The following is a 14680-nucleotide window of genomic DNA, read 5'->3' as shown; positions in this document are numbered from 1 at the left end:
AGGGGCGGCTTTCGCGCGCAAGCTCGGTGCGAGCGGTAGGGGTCCACATCGGCGATCCAGGGTGAGCGTCAGACACTCTCCCAACGCCCGCGACACCTGCCGCTCACCCCATTATGAAACGGGGTCTGACGCAGCCGCGCTGATCTCAACGCGCGGTGCGGAACACCTGAAGGTCGAGGTCCCGCACCTTCTTGCGCAGGGTGTTGCGGTTGACGCCGAGCAGCTCCGCCGCACGGATCTGGTTGCCCCGGGTGGCGGCCAACGCCGCGCCGATCAGCGGGCCTTCGATCTCGCGCAGGATGCGGTGGTAGAGGCCGGGCGGCGGCAGGGTGTCCCGGTAGTTGGAGAAGTAATCCGACAGGTGGCGCTCCACCGCGCCGGACAGGGTCTCGTTGTCGGCGCCGGCCTTGCGGGCGGTGCCGTTGCCGGCCGAGGCCGGGGGGCTGAGCGGCAGCGTATCGAGCTCCGCCTCGATGACCGGGCCGGTGATGGTCTCCTGCGGGTAGAGGGCGGCCAAGCGTCGGACGAGGTTCTCGAGCTCGCGCACGTTGCCGGGCCAGCGGTAGCGCTTCAGCCGCTCCATCGCCTCGCCGTCGAGCATCTTTCGCGTCAGGCCCTCGCGCTCGACCTGGATGAAGAAGTGGCGGACGAGGTCCGGCACGTCCTCGGAGCGCTCGCGCAGCGCCGGCAGCCGCAGCGGCACCACGTTGAGCCGGAAGAACAGGTCCTCGCGAAAGATCCCCTGCTGGATCGAGATGCGCAGGTCCTTGTTGGTCGCGGCGATGATGCGGACGTTGGTCTTGATCGGCACACGGCCACCGACCGTAGTGTACTCGCCCTGCTGCAGCACGCGCAGCAGCCGGGTCTGCGCCTCCATCGGCATGTCGCCGATCTCGTCGAGGAACAGCGTGCCGCCCTCCGCCTGCTCGAAGCGGCCGGCGGAGCGCTGCAGCGCGCCGGTGAAGGCGCCCTTCTCGTGGCCGAACAGCTCCGATTCGATCAGGTCGCGGGGGATCGCGGCCATGTTGACCGGCACGAACGGCCCGGTGCGGCGGCGGCCGTAATCGTGGAGCGCGCGCGCCACCAGCTCCTTGCCGGTGCCGGATTCGCCGGTGATCATCACGGTGAGGTCGGTGGGCATCAGCCGGGCGAGCGCCCGGTAGATCTCCTGCATCGCCGGCGAGCGCCCGACGAGCGGGATGTCCTCGTTGTCGGGGGCCGAGGCGGCCGCCGCCGTACCGCGGGGCCGCGACAGCGCCCGGCCGACGATGGCGATCAGCTCCTTCAGGTCGAAGGGTTTCGGCAGGTACTCGTAGGCGCCGCGCTCGGACGCGCGGATCGCGGTCATGAAGGTGTTCTGCGCGCTCATGACGATGACCGGCAGCTCCGGCCGCACCCGCTTGATGCGCGGCAGCAGGTCGAACACGTTCTCGTCGGGCATGACCACGTCGGTGATGACGAGGTCGCCCTCCCCTTGCGCCACCCAGCGCCACAGGGTCGCGCAGTTGCCGGTGGACCGGACTTCGTAGCCGGCCCGCGACAGCGCCTGGTTCAGGACGGTGCGGATCGCGGCGTCGTCGTCCGCGACGATGATGTGGCCGTTGGGCATGACTCTTACTCGGGCTCCGCGACCGCTTCGCGCCCGTCGCGGGCGCTCGACATGGGCAGCAGGATTCGGAAGGCGGTGCGGCGGGGGGCGGGATCGCACTCGACGATGCCCCCATGGTCGCCGACGATCTTGGCGACCAATGCAAGTCCGAGGCCGGAGCCTTGCGCCTTCGTCGTCACGAACGGATCGAACAGGTCCGGCAGCAGGTCTGGCGAGATGCCGGGGCCGTTGTCGCGCACCGCCACCTCGATCGGCAGGCTGACGCGCTCGCGCGAGCCCGGGACCTGGAGGCGCAGGCCGGTGCGGAAGGCGGTCGACAGGGTGATCTCGCCGTCGACCGCGTCGGCGCCGATCGCTTCCGCCGCGTTCTTCACGAGGTTCAGGATCACCTGGACCAGCTGGTCGCGGTTGCCGAGCACCGGCGGCAGCGACGGGTCGTAGGTCTCGACGAAGCGGATGTGGCGCCCGAAGCCGGATTGCGCCGAGCGCTTCACCTGGTCGAGCACCCCGTGGACGTTGACCGGGCCGCGCTCGACCGGCCGCTCGTCGCCGAACAGCTCCATCCGCTCGACGATCCGCACGATCCGGTCGGTCTCCTCGCAGATCAGGCTGGTCAGCACCCGGTCCTCCTCGGGCCCGGACTGCTCGAGCAGCTGGGCCGCGCCGCGGATGCCGGCGAGCGGGTTCTTGATCTCGTGTGCGAGCATCGCGCCGAGCGCCACCATCGAGCGCGCCGCGCCGCGATGCGTCAGCTGGCGGTTCATCTTGTCGGCGATGGTGCGCTCCTGGAGCATCAGCACCACCGCCTCGGCGTCGTCCCCGAGCGAGGTCGCGAACACGTCGACGCTGCGCTCGGCGCCCGAGCGCGGCTGGGTCAGCTCGACCCGGTACTCGCTGACGCTGGAGCCTCGGCGGCGCACCTCCGCCACCAGCGCGATGATCGGCGAGGCGAAGGGGATGATGTCGCGGAGCCGACGCCGCTGCATCAGCCGGGCGGAGTAGTCGAAGAACGCCTCGGCCGCGTGGTTGCAGTGCATGATGCGATCGTCCGCGCCGATGGTCAGCACCGGCAGCGGCAAGGCGTTGATCACGGCCTCCGCGCTCGGCATGCCGCGCGGTCTCGCCGCAAGGTCCTTGCTCGAAGCCTCATGGCCGACCGGCACGGCTTCGCCCCTACTTTCCCCGTCGCTCATGCGGCCTCCGCGATCGCCGGGGCGGCCTCGAAAGCGGCCCGCAGGAGCCGATCCGCCACCTCCGGGTCGGTGGTGGTCAGGAGCCGCGTGCGCTCGGATGCGCCGAGGCCGCCGGCGGCCTCGGCATAGGCCGCCAGGTGCTTGCGGGCGTGACGCACCCCCATGTGTGGGCCGTAGAGCGCAATGAGCCCAGCGTAGTGCGACGCCGCCAGCGCCGCCCGCTCCGTCCGCGAGAGCGACGGCACCGGGCGCCCGGCCAGGCCCGCGGCGATGGCGCCGACGAGCCACGGCCGCCCGACGGCCGCGCGGCCGACCATGATGCCGGCGGCACCCGAGGCCGTCAGGCACGCCCTGGCGGTGGCCAGGTCCGTCACGTCGCCGTTGGCGATGACGGGGATCGACACCGCGGACACGACCGCGCGAATCGCCGCCCAATCGGCGTTGCCCTTGTAGAATTGCTGGCGGGTGCGGCCGTGCACGGTCACCGCGTTCAGCCCCAGCGCCTGCGCCCGGCGGGCGAGGTCCGCGGCGTTCAGGCTCTGGTGGTCCCAGCCGAGACGCATCTTGACCGTCACCGGGATCGACACCGCCTCGCGGACCGCCGCAAGCAGGCGGCCGGCGTGGTCGAGGTCGCGCATCAGCGCCGAGCCGGAGGCGATGCCGGTGACGACCTTGGCCGGGCAGCCCATGTTGACGTCGATCACGTCCGCGCCGTTCGCCTCGGCGATCCGCGCGGCCTCCGCCATCGGCTCGGGCGCGCAGCCGGCGAGCTGGACGATGTGGGGCGCGATGCCCGAGCCCTCCGCGCGAAGCCGCGCCTCCTCCGACCCGCGGGCGAACTCGGCGGCCGCGACCATCTCCGACACCACCGCGCTCGCGCCGGCGCCTTGAGCGATCCGGCGCATGTGCAGGTCGGTGACACCCGACAGCGGCGCCAGCAGCACCACTGGGTCGACCGAGCGCTCCCCTCGCAGGACGCTCAAATAATGATCAGCCATCATTCTGCACAACAAATAGACAAAAGCGGTTCGATGCAAGCCCCAAGGCGGGGGTCGGGCGGGGAACCGCGCGATTTGATTTCGCTTCATCCCCCGCTTAAACGACAGGCAGATTTTTGAGGACCCGGACCGGCCGCATGGCAGGCGGTCGCGGCCACGGCACGACGGAACCCCAGCCATGTCCGAACCTGGATCGAGCGTCGCCGCCGTCGTCGTGGCGGCCGGTCGCGGCATCCGCATCGGCGGCGGGATGCCCAAGCAATACCGCCGCGTCGGCGGGCAGGCGGTCCTCACCCGCACCCTCGACGCCCTCGGGGGCGATCCCGTCATCGGCCGCATCCAGGTGGTGATCGCGGCCGACGCGGCGGCGTTCTTCGAGACCTGCCGCGCCGAGCTGTCGCCCGCCGTCGCCGACAAGCTGCTGCCGCCGGTCGAGGGCGGCGCGACCCGGCAGGATTCGGTCCGGGCCGGCCTCGAGGCGCTCGCCGCGGCCGGGGCCCCGGACGTCGTCCTCGTCCACGACGCGGCCCGGCCTTTCGTCGATTCCGAGCTGATCGCGCGCGCGGTCGCCGCCGGCCGCGACCACGGCGCTGCGGTGCCGGGCGTGGCGGTCGCCGACACGATCAAGCTCGTCGAGGACCGGGACGGCATCGGGCGCGTGCGCGAGACCCCGGCCCGCGAGAATCTGCGCGCGGTGCAGACGCCGCAGGCCTTCGCCTTCGGCCTGCTGCGCGCTGCGCACCGGGCCGCGGCCGAGGAAGGCCTCCACGCCTTCACCGACGACGGGGCACTGGCCGAATGGGCCGGGCACGCCGTCGTGGTGTTCGCCGGCGACCTGCGCAACCGCAAGATCACCCAACCCGCCGACCTGATCGAGGCCGACCGGGCCTTCGCCGGCCCGTCCGCCACGGGCTCGGGCGCGGAGACCGCCAAGGACATTGCCATGACCACCTACGTGACCCGCCTCGGCACCGGCTTCGACGTGCACGCCTTCACCGAGGGCGACCACGTCTGGCTCGGCGGCGTGAAGATCCCGGCCGACCGCGGCGTGCTCGCCCATTCCGACGGCGACGTCGCCCTGCACGCGCTGACCGACGCCCTGCTCGGCGCCATCGCCGACGGCGACATCGGCACGCATTTCCCGCCCTCCGACGAGCAGTGGCGCGGCGCGTCCTCGGACAGGTTCCTCGCCCACGCCTGCACGCTGGTCCGTGCGCGCGGCGGCCGCATCGACCACCTCGACATCACGGTGCTGGCGGAAGCCCCCCGCATCGGCGCCCACCGCGAGGCGATCCGCGCGCGCATCGCCGAGATCTGCGCCGTGCCGCTCACCGCGGTGTCGATCAAGGCGACGACGACGGAGAAGCTCGGCTTCGTCGGCCGCGCGGAAGGCCTCGCCGCCCAGGCCGCCGCCACGGTGCGGCTGCCGGAGGACGCGGAGGCCGACCCCGTCGACGCCCAGGCCGAGACGGCCATGCGCCAGGGCTGACGGCCTCGGGCCGGCACCGCCGGACTTCCTCATCCCGATGATCCGGTGCAGGATGCGGAAATGACGGATCTTCTCGAACAGGCGGTCGCCGCGGCCCGGGGCTTGGCCCCCGACCGGCAGGACGACATCGCCCGCATAGTCCTGAGGATCGCCGAGGAGGCGCGACGGCCGGCCGCCCTGACCGCCGAGGACGAAGCGTCGTTCGCGATCTCCCGCTCCCAGTCCGCCCGCGGCGAGTTCGCCACCGACGACGTGGTGCGGGCGGTCTGGGCGAAGCACGGCTTGTGAAGCTTCGCTTTACGCCTGCGGCCCTCGCGGAACTTGACGATACGCTAAGCTACGTCCGCGCGCTCGCCGCATGGCGCCGATCGGGTCCAGGCACGGCTGCGCGCCACGTTGGACCTGTTGTTGCTTCATCCCGAGTCTGAACGCGGCACGCGCCTGCCCGGGCTGCGCTGGATCGCAGCCAACCCGTATCCGTACGTCGTCTTCTATGAAGTCTCGGGCGATACCATCGTCGTCATCGCGATCCGCCACGCCGCCCGCGATCCCGATTCGATGCCGGACGGCGAGGAGACCTGAGCGATGTTCGACGACGCCCTCCTGGCCCGCGCCACGGCTCTGGTCGCGGCCTACGCCAAGGCCGGCACCCGAATCGCGACGGCGGAATCCTGCACCGGAGGCCTCGTCGCCGGCCTGCTGACCGCGGTGCCCGGCTCGTCGGCGGTGGTCGAGCGCGGCTTCGTCACCTACTCGAACGAGGCGAAATCCGAGGCGATCGGGGTGCCCGCCGAACTCATCGAGGCGCATGGGGCGGTCAGCGAGGCCGTCGCCCGCGCGATGGCGGACGGCGCGCTCGCGGCCTCGCGGGCCGACGTGGCGGTGGCGATCACCGGGATCGCCGGGCCCGGCGGCGGAAGCGCGGCCAAGCCCGTCGGCCTCGTGCATTTCGGCCTGGCGACAAGAGGTGGCGTACACCACCTGGAGCGGCGCTACGGCGACCTCGGCCGCGCCGAAATCCGACGCCGCGCGGTGCTGGACGCGCTGGACCTACTGGAATCGGCGCTCTGAAGCTGAGCCGCGCGGTTCAGCGACGAGACGAGCTGGACCAACCCTCGCGGAAGCGACGCGCCCCAAACCGCCTGAACCGCCCTCAGGCGGTGCCGTAGACCCGGTCCGCCCGGCTCTCGAAGGCGTCGGTGAACTTGCGGAAGGCGCGGTCGAACATCGTGCCCATCAGCAGGCCGAGGGCGAAGCTCTTAAATTCGTAGGTGATAAAGAAGTCGACGTCGCAACCGCCGTCGCGGCCGGGCTTGAACGCCCAGCGGTTCTCGAGGTGCCGGAACGGGCCGTCGATGTACTCGGCGGTGATCTTGAGGTCCGCGGGGGCGAGGCCGACGCGGGTGGTGAAGCGCTCGCGGATCGCCTTGTAGCCGACGCCCATCTCAGCCACGAGCACCTCCGTCCCCTCCCCGGTTCCAGGCTGGCGCCGCAGCACGCGCAGCGATTCGCACAGCGGCAGGAACTCGGGGTAATGCTCCACGTCGGCGACGAGGTCGTACATCTGCTGGGGCGAGTGACGCACCCAGCGGGTGATCCGGAAGGACGGCATCGACGGCTCAGGCTGTGAAGGGGGCGGAGGCGAGAGCTCCCGCGGGCATCAGCGCGCCGCCCCGCTGCGCGGTTCCCTCGGACGAGGTCCGCACCATCGCCGCAGCCGCCTCCGCCGGCACGCCGAGCCGCGCGTTGCGGGCGGCCCGCAGCTTCGAAAAATCCTCGCCGGCATGGTGCGACGAGCGGGTCAGCGGCGTCGCCGAGACCAGCAGGAAGCCCTTGGCGTAGGCGGTGGTCTCGAAGGCCTTGAACTCGTCGGGTGGCACGAAGCGGATCACCTCGTGGTGCTTCTTGGTCGGCTGCAGGTACTGGCCGATGGTGAGGAAGTCGACGTCGGCCGAGCGCAGGTCGTCCATCAGCTGCACGACCTCGTTCCGCTCCTCGCCGAGGCCGACCATGATGCCGGACTTGGTGAAGATCGACGCGTCGAGCTCCTTGACCCGCTGGAGCAGGCGCACCGAGTGGAAGTAGCGGGCGCCGGGTCGGACCGTGAGGTAGTTGCCGGGCACCGTCTCGAGGTTGTGGTTGAACACGTCGGGCCGCGCCGCGACCACGGTCTCCAGCGCGCCGTCCTTGCGCAGGAAGTCCGGCGTCAGGATCTCGATCGTGGTGCCGGGGCTGAGCCGGCGGATCGCCGCGATGGTGCGGGCGAAGTGCTCGGCCCCGCCGTCGGCGAGGTCGTCGCGGTCGACGGAGGTGATGACGACGTGGTGCAGGCCGAGCTTGGCCACCGAGTCGCCGATCTTCTCCGGCTCGTCGGCGTCGAGGGCGCCCGGCAGGCCGGTGCGCACGTTGCAGAAGGCGCAGGCCCGCGTGCAGGTGTCGCCCATGATCATGAAGGTGGCGTGCCGCTTCTCCCAGCATTCGCCGATGTTGGGGCAGCCGGCCTCCTCGCAGACCGTCACGAGGCCGTGCTCGCGCACGATCGCGCGGGTCTCGGCCCAGGCGGGGGACCCCGGCGCCTTCACGCGGATCCAGTCCGGCTTGCGCAGATGCACCGGCTGGTCCGGCCGGTGCGCCTTCTCCGGGTGGCGGATGCGGGGCGCGAGCGGCGGCCGCGGATCGTTCTTCAGCAGATCGAGGACGGTCGCCATGCCACACCGCGTGCGAGGCACCCGCGGCGCGGGCATCGAGGGAGAGCTTCGACTTAAGGCGTCCGGACCCGTGCCGCAAACCGCCGCGACCGCAGGTCGCCCACGAACCCGAGACAGGGCTTGCGGATTCGTCACGGCGGACCGGCCCGCGCGATCGGCCGCAACCGGCCGCCGGAACCCGGCGGGACCGATCCGGTTCCCTCGGTTTCCAGCCGTACGCGGCCCGCATCGAAGGACGATCGCTTGACCCGGATCCTGCGCCTCGCGCTCGCCGCGCCCCTGTCGCTCGCGCTCGGCGCACACTTTGCGCTCGGCGCCTCTGTCGCCCTCGCCGCCCCCGGCCCGGAGGACAAGCCGGCGCAGAGCGACGGGCTGGTGGTGCCGGGCACCGGGCCGGGCACTAGCGCGGGCGGCGGCCCTTCCGACGTCGGGATCAAGCGCGCCGGATCGAAGGCGGATGCCGAGGGCCGCAACAAGCTCGTGCCCGCCGGCTTCCTCACCACCGACGTGATCGGCATCAAGGTCTCGGACAATGCCGGCAACGCGCTCGGCACCGTCGTCGACCTGGTGATGGAGGACGGGCGCACTCTGACGGCGGTGGTGCTCGACATCGGCGGCTTCCTCGGCGTCGGCACGCGCTACGTCGCGGTGCAGCCGGCCGCCCTGATCCTGTCGCCGGGCGGCGACCGCTACGCCGCCACGCTGGACATGAGCAAGGAACAGCTCGGGGCCGCGCCGGATTTCAAGTACAGCAAGTACAAGCCCCAAAACTGACGCCTCGTCAGGTGGTTGCTGTCGGTTCCGGAGCTTAGGAGCCGGCCGATCCCGGCCCTGCTAGGGCGCCGAAATCCGCCTTCAAGAATGTCGCTTACGGTCAAGCTTGGCTATGACGCCGTCCACGGGATTCTCGGTGGGAACGGTGATGGTCGAGGCCTTGCGGAAGGCGATCCGGTTGCGCGCGACGCGGCGCTCGCGCGACCTGCGGATCGGCACCAGCGGCTGCGCCCGCACGCCGCCGGCCGGCATCGCCGACCGCGCCGCGCCCTCCGCCCACAGCCTCACGGCCCGCGAGCTGATCGCGATGGCGCAGGCCGCGCGCCGGACGCGGAGCCCGGAGACGCGAGAGGACTGAGGTGTCGTAGAGCATGTTCGGTGATCTCTGGATCACCGAACATGCTCTATCTTGTTGTGTGGTCGCATTTTCCTCACGCGAGCCGGCATCCACCTCGCTCAAAAATGCTCTAGCCGCCGCCCGGGGCAGCGCCGAGGCCCGCCACCTGGCAGATGTCGCGGGCGGGTTCGGCCAGCACCGTCTGGGCGGCCGCGACTTCAGGTTGCGCGGGCGCAGACGCGGCGAGGGGCTGGGCGGCGGGGATCGCCTCGGCCGGGATTGTCTCGGCAAAGGCCATCGCCGTCGGGGCGGGAGGCGGCGTCTGGCTTGGGCTACCGGCCTTGCGCTTCTCGTAGAAGGCGTTGCCGCCGGCCACCGCCACGTAGTGCATGTTGTCGTAGGGGTATTTCCGGCCTGCGGTGTGGAAGTACATCGCCCGGCCGACCTTGGGATGGCGTTCGCCGGCCAGGATCGCGTCCGCCGCGTCGGCGACCTTCGACAGATCCTTCTCCGCCATCGGCTTCGTCAGCACGCCGGCCGCGAATTGCCGTGGCTGGCCGACCACCGAGCAGATTCCGCCGTTCGGGAAGGCGGCGTTCTCCAGGCGGTTCATCACCACCGTCCCGACCGCGAGAAGGCCCTCGGGGTCGCTGCGGTTCGATTCGAAGTACATCGCGCGGCCGAGGCAGTCGCGCTCCGCGTCCGACACCACCATCGGCTTGCCGTGCGTCGCGCCGGTGACGAGGGCGGTGTTCGCGCTGGTGTTGCAGGCGCCGAGGCTCGGTCCGAGCAGCAGGACCGACAGGGCCGGCACCGTCCATCTCGCCCGAACACCCTGCATGCCGTCCCGCCTCCCAGCCCGTCGCCCCGCCGATGCGACGCGTTCCGGCCAAGCTCTGTCCGAAAGGCGCGGATTTTGTGGCGCCCGGATTTTTCGGCGTGGTGGTGAACCGACGGTTGCATCAGCGCGGCTGGGCTTGCGCCTTCAGCATCGCCGCGGCGGCTTCGCGGAACGCGGCGGTCGGCACGGCGACGGACGGGGCTCGCCCCTCCTCCGGGTTGCCCGCCACGAGCACGCCGACCACCACGGGGCGTCCGCCTTCGACCTGCAGCAGCGCCGAGCCGGATTCGCCGGGCACCGCGCGGCAATCGTGCAGCAGCAGCGGCGCCGGCCCAGGGTTTCGCCACGCGCTGCAATGCCCCTGCGCGGTCATCAGCTGCGGCTTCAGCCGGCTGTAGCCCGCCCGCCGGATCTCGCGGCGGATCGCGGCCGGGTCGGCGTCGGGGGCTGCATCCTCCAGCGTCAGCGGCGTACCGGGGATCGGCTCGACGAGCTCCACGAGGGCCCAGTCGGCCTGCATGTTCGGTTGCGCGGTGCCGTAGGCGTAGGCGTAGTCGTCCGGCTTGCGGTAGGCGGCGGCCAGGCTGTGGGCGCGGTAGGTGCCCTGGCGATAGCCGGCCACGAAGTGGACCACGCCAGGGTTGACCCAGCGCTTGCGCGGTTCGTCCCACAGGCAGTGGGCGGCGGTGAGCGCGAGCCGCGGCCCGATCAGGGTCGCGGTGCAGGATTGCAGGCGGTTGGTGCCGAGCACCACGTTGAGCTTGCCGATCGCGCTGTAGGGCCAGGCCTCCGCCTCGATGGCAATGTCCTCAGCGCGCGCGGCGCCGGCCCACAGGCCCGCGCAGAAAAGGACGAGGGCGCGCTCCGGCCTCAACCCGCCACGTGGCGGGCGAACGACGCGAGATCGATGTTGCCGCCGCTGATCACCACGCCGACGCGCTTGCCCCGCACGTCGAGGCGGCCGTGCATCACCGCCGCGGCCGCGAGGCAGCCGGTCGGCTCGACGACGAGCTTCATGCGCTCGGCGAAGAAGCGCATCGTGGCGACGAGCTCGTCGTCCGTCACAGTGACGATGTCGGCGACGCGCTCCTGAATGATCGGGAAGGTCATCGATCCGAGGAACGTGGTCTGCGCGCCGTCGGCGATGGTCCGCGGCACCGGGATCGTCACGATCCGCCCCGCGCGGAACGATTGCTGTCCGTCGTCGCCGGCCTCCGGCTCGACGCCGACGACCAAACAGCCCGGCGCGCGCTCGGCGGCGACCAGCGCGCAGCCCGACAGCATGCCGCCGCCGCCGAGGCAGACGACGAGCATGTCGAGCGGCCCGGTCTCTTCGATCAACTCGAGGGCCAGCGTCCCCTGGCCGGCGATCACGTCCGGATGGTCGTAGGGCGGGATCAGGGTTAGGCCACGCGCCTCCGCCAACGTCCGCCCGAGGGCGACGCGATCCTGGGTGTAGCGGTCGTAGCGCACCACCTCGGCGCCGTAGCCCTGGGTCGCCGCGACCTTCATCGCCGGCGCGTCCTCCGGCATCACGATGGTGGCCGGCACGTTCAGGATGCGGCTCGCCAGGGCGATCGCCTGGGCGTGGTTGCCCGAGGAATAGGCGATGACGCCGCGCGCCCGCGCGTCTTCGTCGAGCGCCGCGATCGCGTTGTAGGCGCCGCGGAACTTGAAGGCGCCGGCCCGCTGCAGGTTCTCCGCCTTGAAGAACAGGCTCGCCCCGGTGCGTTCGTCGGCGGTGCGCGAGGTCAGCACCGGGGTGCGGTGCGCCACGCCGGCGATGCGCTCGGCGGCGCGCGCCACGTCGGCGAAGGTCGGCAGGCGCTGGGTCGCATCGGTCATCGGCGGCTCGCTGGGGCGCCCGCACCGCTCGCGCCCCGGGCGCGACCCTTCGGCGAGGGAGCCTCGGCCACATCCTATACGCGCTGCCAGGCGGCTCCGGCACCCTCGGCGCGATCGGAGCCAATCGGCCGCTCGGCTCTTATCTCCCGGTCAGCCCGGTTGGTTGGGCTTGGTGGCTTGCTAAACAGGGATTCACGGGACCATGCGGACAGGTACGAAGATCGGGCTCGGGGCGCTGGCGGTCCTTCTCCTCGGCGGTGCGGCCTTCGTGCGCTTCGCGGTCTATCCCGAGAGCGCGTCGCTCCAGCTCGCCGACGGCCAGGGGGCGAGCCCGACCCTGCCCGCTCCGAACGCCACGCCGCTGCCCACCGTCAACATCGCGCCGGCCGCGGGCTGGGCGAAGGGTGCGAAGCCCGCGCCTGCCTCCGGCCTGTCGGTCGCCGCCTTCGCCGAGGGGCTCGACCACCCGCGCTGGCTCTACACGCTGCCGAACGGCGACGTGCTGGTTGCCGAGAGCAACACGCCGCCCTCCGACGGGAAATTCCCCGGCGTGAAGGCCTGGATCGCCGGGAAGATCATGGATCGGGCGGGCGCGGGCGTGAAGAGCCCGGACCGGATCACGCTGCTGCGCGACGCCGACGGGGACGGCGTCGCCGAGGTGAAGACGGTCTACCTCAAGAACCTGACCTCGCCGTTCGGCATGGCGCTCGTCGGCAACGATCTCTACGTCGCCAACGCCGACGCCCTGGTGCGGGTGCCCTACGAGGCGGGCAAGACCGAGAACGGCGCGACTCCGGAGAAGGTCGTCGACCTGCCGGCCGGGATCAACCACCACTGGACCAAGAACGTCGTCGCGAGCCCTGACGGTACCCGCCTGTTCGTCACCGTCGGCTCGAACAGCAACGTCGCCGAGAACGGGCTCGAGGCCGAGAAGGGCCGCGCCGCGATCTGGGAATACACTCTCGCAACCAAGACCTTCCGCGAATTCGCCACCGGCCTGCGCAACCCGAACGGCCTCGGCTTCGAGCCCAAGACCGGCACGCTCTGGGCCGCCGTGAACGAGCGCGACGAGATCGGCAGCGACCTCGTGCCGGACTACGTCACCTCGGTGAAGGAGGGGGGATTCTACGGCTGGCCCCACAGCTATTACGGCCAGCACGTCGACGACCGCGTCAGCCCGCAGCGGCCGGACCTCGTCGCCAAGGCGATCGTGCCTGACTACGCGCTGGGCCCCCACACCGCCTCCCTCGGCATCGCCTTCTCGCAGGGCGCGAACCTGTCGCCGGCCTGGACGAGCGGCCTGTTCGTCGCCCAGCACGGTTCGTGGAACCGGCGGCCGAAGAGCGGCTACAAGGTGATCTACGTGCCGTTCGCCGACGGCCGCCCCGCGGGCAAGCCAATCGACGTGCTCGCCGGCTTCCTCGACGCCGACGAGAAGGCGCAGGGGCGCCCGGTGGACGTGGTCTTCGACAAGACCGGGGCGCTGCTCGTCTCGGACGACGTCGGCAACGCGGTCTGGCGCGTGACGGGGGCGACCGCCTCGCAGTGAGGGCTCGCGGTCAGATGTGCGCGTACGGGTGAAGTCGAGCGTGGAGATGGTGCTGCCGCGGCCCTGACTGAGGCTGTCCCCAGCGCCTTCGGCGGCGCTGGGAACCGTTGTGATGGTGGCAGGCTTCCGGGATTGGGTCGGTGAATAACTTATGCCGCATCCGTTCATCCTGCACACAGACAGGGTATGCGATGTGCGATCACGGCCTCCGTCGCTGGAAAAACGAGCTTCCGTGAAGATCGCCCTCATCGCCCACCTGAAGTTCCCCATCGCGCAGCCGTATCCGGGCGGTCTGGAGATGCACACGCATCTCCTCGCCGGCGCCCTGAAGCGACGCGGCCACGACGTGACGCTGTTCGCGTCGGAGGGATCCGATCCGGCACTTGCGCCGGTCTACGTCTGCCAGCCCACCGGCGACGGCCTCGGCGATCCATTGCGGCATGCTTCGATCGACCGCGCCGAGAACGCGGCCTATGCGCGGATCATGGACGCGGTGCGCAACGGCGACTTCGACATCGTGCACAACAACAGTCTTCACGATCTCCCGCTGCGCCGAAGCCGAGACCTCGCGATCCCGATGGTGACGGCCCTGCACACGCCGCCGTTCGAATCCCTGGAGGCGGGCGTGCGCGCCGCGCACGCAACCATGCCCTTCGCCGCCGTCTCGAACCACACCGCCGACGCCTGGCGCGAGATCGTCGCCGAGCCGGTGGTGATCGGCAACGGCGTCGAGCTCTCGGTCTTCGTCTACTGTCCGGCGCCGGACCCGGTGCCGTACGTGTTCTGGTCCGGCCGGATCGTGCCCGAGAAAGGGCTCCATCTGGCGATCGACGCCGCACGCGCCGCCGGCCTGCCGCTGCATTTCGCCGGCCCGCGGCCGAACCCCGCCTACTGGGCCGACTGGATCGCCCCGCGGCTCGGGGACGACCTCACCGATCTCGGCCACCTCGGCCATGCCGACCTCGCGCGCCACCTCGGCGGGGCGCGGGCGGCTTTGGTGACCCCGCGCTGGGAGGAGCCGTTCGGCCTCGTGGTCGCCGAGGCGCTGGCCTGCGGCACCCCGGTCGCCGGCTTCCGCCGCGGCGCGCTGCCCGACATCCTCGACGCGTCGTGCGGCGCGCTCGCCGAGCCCGACGACGTCGCGAGCCTGTCCGACGCCATCGTCCGCGCCGTCGCCCTCGACCGCCGGGCCTGCCGCCAGCGGGCCGAGGACCTGTTCGACGCCGACGCGATGACCGCCGGCTACGAGGCGCTGTACGAGGCGGCGCTCGCCGCCCACGACCTTTCGCGCCTTCCGCCGCCGCGCCTGCGCCGCGTCGCCGGGGCCCAGGCCTGAC

15 protein-coding genes and 1 pseudogene are annotated in these 14680 nt (G+C 71.5%); 8 read left to right on the top strand and 8 right to left on the bottom strand.

Annotated elements, in window-relative coordinates; all coding sequences use genetic code 11:
* Positions 1-145: 145 nt before the first annotated feature.
* The 3 genes from ntrC to dusB form a co-directional block, all read right to left on the bottom strand.
* Positions 146-1609 carry a nitrogen regulation protein NR(I) gene (gene ntrC, locus FV234_RS12615; RefSeq protein WP_147752036.1) on the bottom strand — a complete coding sequence of 488 codons (1464 nt, stop codon included), beginning with the start codon at positions 1607-1609 and terminating at the stop codon, positions 146-148.
* Between the two features lie 5 nt (positions 1610-1614).
* Positions 1615-2718 (bottom strand): ATP-binding protein, encoded by a 1104-nt coding sequence (locus tag FV234_RS12610; RefSeq protein WP_147752054.1) that lies wholly within the window; start codon positions 2716-2718, stop codon positions 1615-1617.
* A gap of 80 nt (positions 2719-2798) precedes the next feature.
* The gene (dusB, locus tag FV234_RS12605) at positions 2799-3803 is read right to left on the bottom strand and encodes a tRNA dihydrouridine synthase DusB (protein WP_147829616.1); all 1005 of its coding nucleotides are present in this window, start codon (positions 3801-3803) and stop codon (positions 2799-2801) included.
* A 175-nt stretch (positions 3804-3978) separates the two neighbouring features.
* Between dusB and FV234_RS12600 the strand changes: the two genes are divergently transcribed.
* From FV234_RS12600 to FV234_RS12585, 4 genes are all read left to right on the top strand, one after another.
* On the top strand, positions 3979-5289 hold the full coding sequence (locus FV234_RS12600; protein ID WP_147829614.1) for a bifunctional 2-C-methyl-D-erythritol 4-phosphate cytidylyltransferase/2-C-methyl-D-erythritol 2,4-cyclodiphosphate synthase: 1311 nt from the start codon (positions 3979-3981) through the stop codon (positions 5287-5289).
* Between the two features lie 60 nt (positions 5290-5349).
* Positions 5350-5577: a hypothetical protein gene (locus FV234_RS12595; protein WP_147829612.1), complete on the top strand. Its 228-nt coding sequence runs from the start codon at positions 5350-5352 to the stop codon at positions 5575-5577.
* 108 nt (positions 5578-5685) lie between these two features.
* Positions 5686-5871 carry a type II toxin-antitoxin system RelE/ParE family toxin gene (locus FV234_RS26655; protein WP_238272281.1) on the top strand — a complete coding sequence of 62 codons (186 nt, stop codon included), beginning with the start codon at positions 5686-5688 and terminating at the stop codon, positions 5869-5871.
* Positions 5872-5874: 3 nt separating this feature from the next.
* On the top strand, positions 5875-6360 hold the full coding sequence (locus FV234_RS12585; RefSeq protein ID WP_147829610.1) for a nicotinamide-nucleotide amidohydrolase family protein: 486 nt from the start codon (positions 5875-5877) through the stop codon (positions 6358-6360).
* Between the two features lie 82 nt (positions 6361-6442).
* Here the strand turns inward: FV234_RS12585 and FV234_RS12580 are convergent, their stop codons facing one another.
* Together FV234_RS12580 and lipA are read right to left on the bottom strand one after the other, a co-directional pair.
* Complete coding sequence (locus tag FV234_RS12580) at positions 6443-6901, bottom strand: type II toxin-antitoxin system RatA family toxin (RefSeq protein ID WP_147752042.1); 459 nt, start codon at positions 6899-6901, stop codon at positions 6443-6445.
* A gap of 136 nt (positions 6902-7037) precedes the next feature.
* Positions 7038-7997: pseudogene (gene lipA / locus FV234_RS12575) on the bottom strand (lipoyl synthase); the annotation flags it as partial.
* 243 nt (positions 7998-8240) lie between these two features.
* Between lipA and FV234_RS12570 the strand changes: the two are divergent.
* Both FV234_RS12570 and FV234_RS12565 read left to right on the top strand, forming a co-directional pair.
* Positions 8241-8771, top strand: coding sequence for a PRC-barrel domain-containing protein (locus FV234_RS12570; RefSeq protein ID WP_187273667.1), 531 nt, complete (start codon positions 8241-8243; stop codon positions 8769-8771).
* A 112-nt stretch (positions 8772-8883) separates the two neighbouring features.
* Entirely contained in the window at positions 8884-9129 is a 246-nt protein-coding gene (locus FV234_RS12565) for a hypothetical protein (protein WP_147829605.1), read from the top strand.
* 109 nt (positions 9130-9238) lie between these two features.
* Here FV234_RS12565 and FV234_RS12560 read toward each other — a convergent pair whose 3' ends face one another.
* The 3 genes from FV234_RS12560 to FV234_RS12550 form a co-directional block, all read right to left on the bottom strand.
* A complete protein-coding gene (locus tag FV234_RS12560; RefSeq protein WP_147829604.1) occupies positions 9239-9949 on the bottom strand; it encodes a cell wall hydrolase in 711 nt (236 codons plus the stop codon).
* A gap of 121 nt (positions 9950-10070) precedes the next feature.
* On the bottom strand, positions 10071-10823 hold the full coding sequence (locus FV234_RS12555) for a trypsin-like peptidase domain-containing protein (RefSeq protein ID WP_187273666.1): 753 nt from the start codon (positions 10821-10823) through the stop codon (positions 10071-10073).
* On the bottom strand, positions 10820-11794 hold the full coding sequence (locus tag FV234_RS12550) for a threo-3-hydroxy-L-aspartate ammonia-lyase (RefSeq protein ID WP_147829602.1): 975 nt from the start codon (positions 11792-11794) through the stop codon (positions 10820-10822). Before FV234_RS12550 ends, FV234_RS12555 begins: the two co-directional genes overlap by 4 nt.
* A 202-nt stretch (positions 11795-11996) precedes the next feature.
* Here FV234_RS12550 and FV234_RS12545 point away from each other — a divergent pair, with 202 nt between their 5' ends.
* Entirely contained in the window at positions 11997-13343 is a 1347-nt protein-coding gene (locus FV234_RS12545; protein WP_147829600.1) for a sorbosone dehydrogenase family protein, read from the top strand.
* A 232-nt stretch (positions 13344-13575) separates the two neighbouring features.
* Positions 13576-14679, top strand: coding sequence for a glycosyltransferase family 4 protein (locus FV234_RS12540; RefSeq protein ID WP_147829598.1), 1104 nt, complete (start codon positions 13576-13578; stop codon positions 14677-14679).
* The last annotated feature ends 1 nt before the right edge of the window (position 14680 follow it).

The organism is Methylobacterium sp. WL8, assembly GCF_008040045.1.
Classification (GTDB): Bacteria; Pseudomonadota; Alphaproteobacteria; order Rhizobiales; family Beijerinckiaceae; genus Methylobacterium; species Methylobacterium cerastii.
Note: the sequence above shows the minus strand (reverse complement) of the source record. Positions and strands in the feature narration are given on the sequence as shown.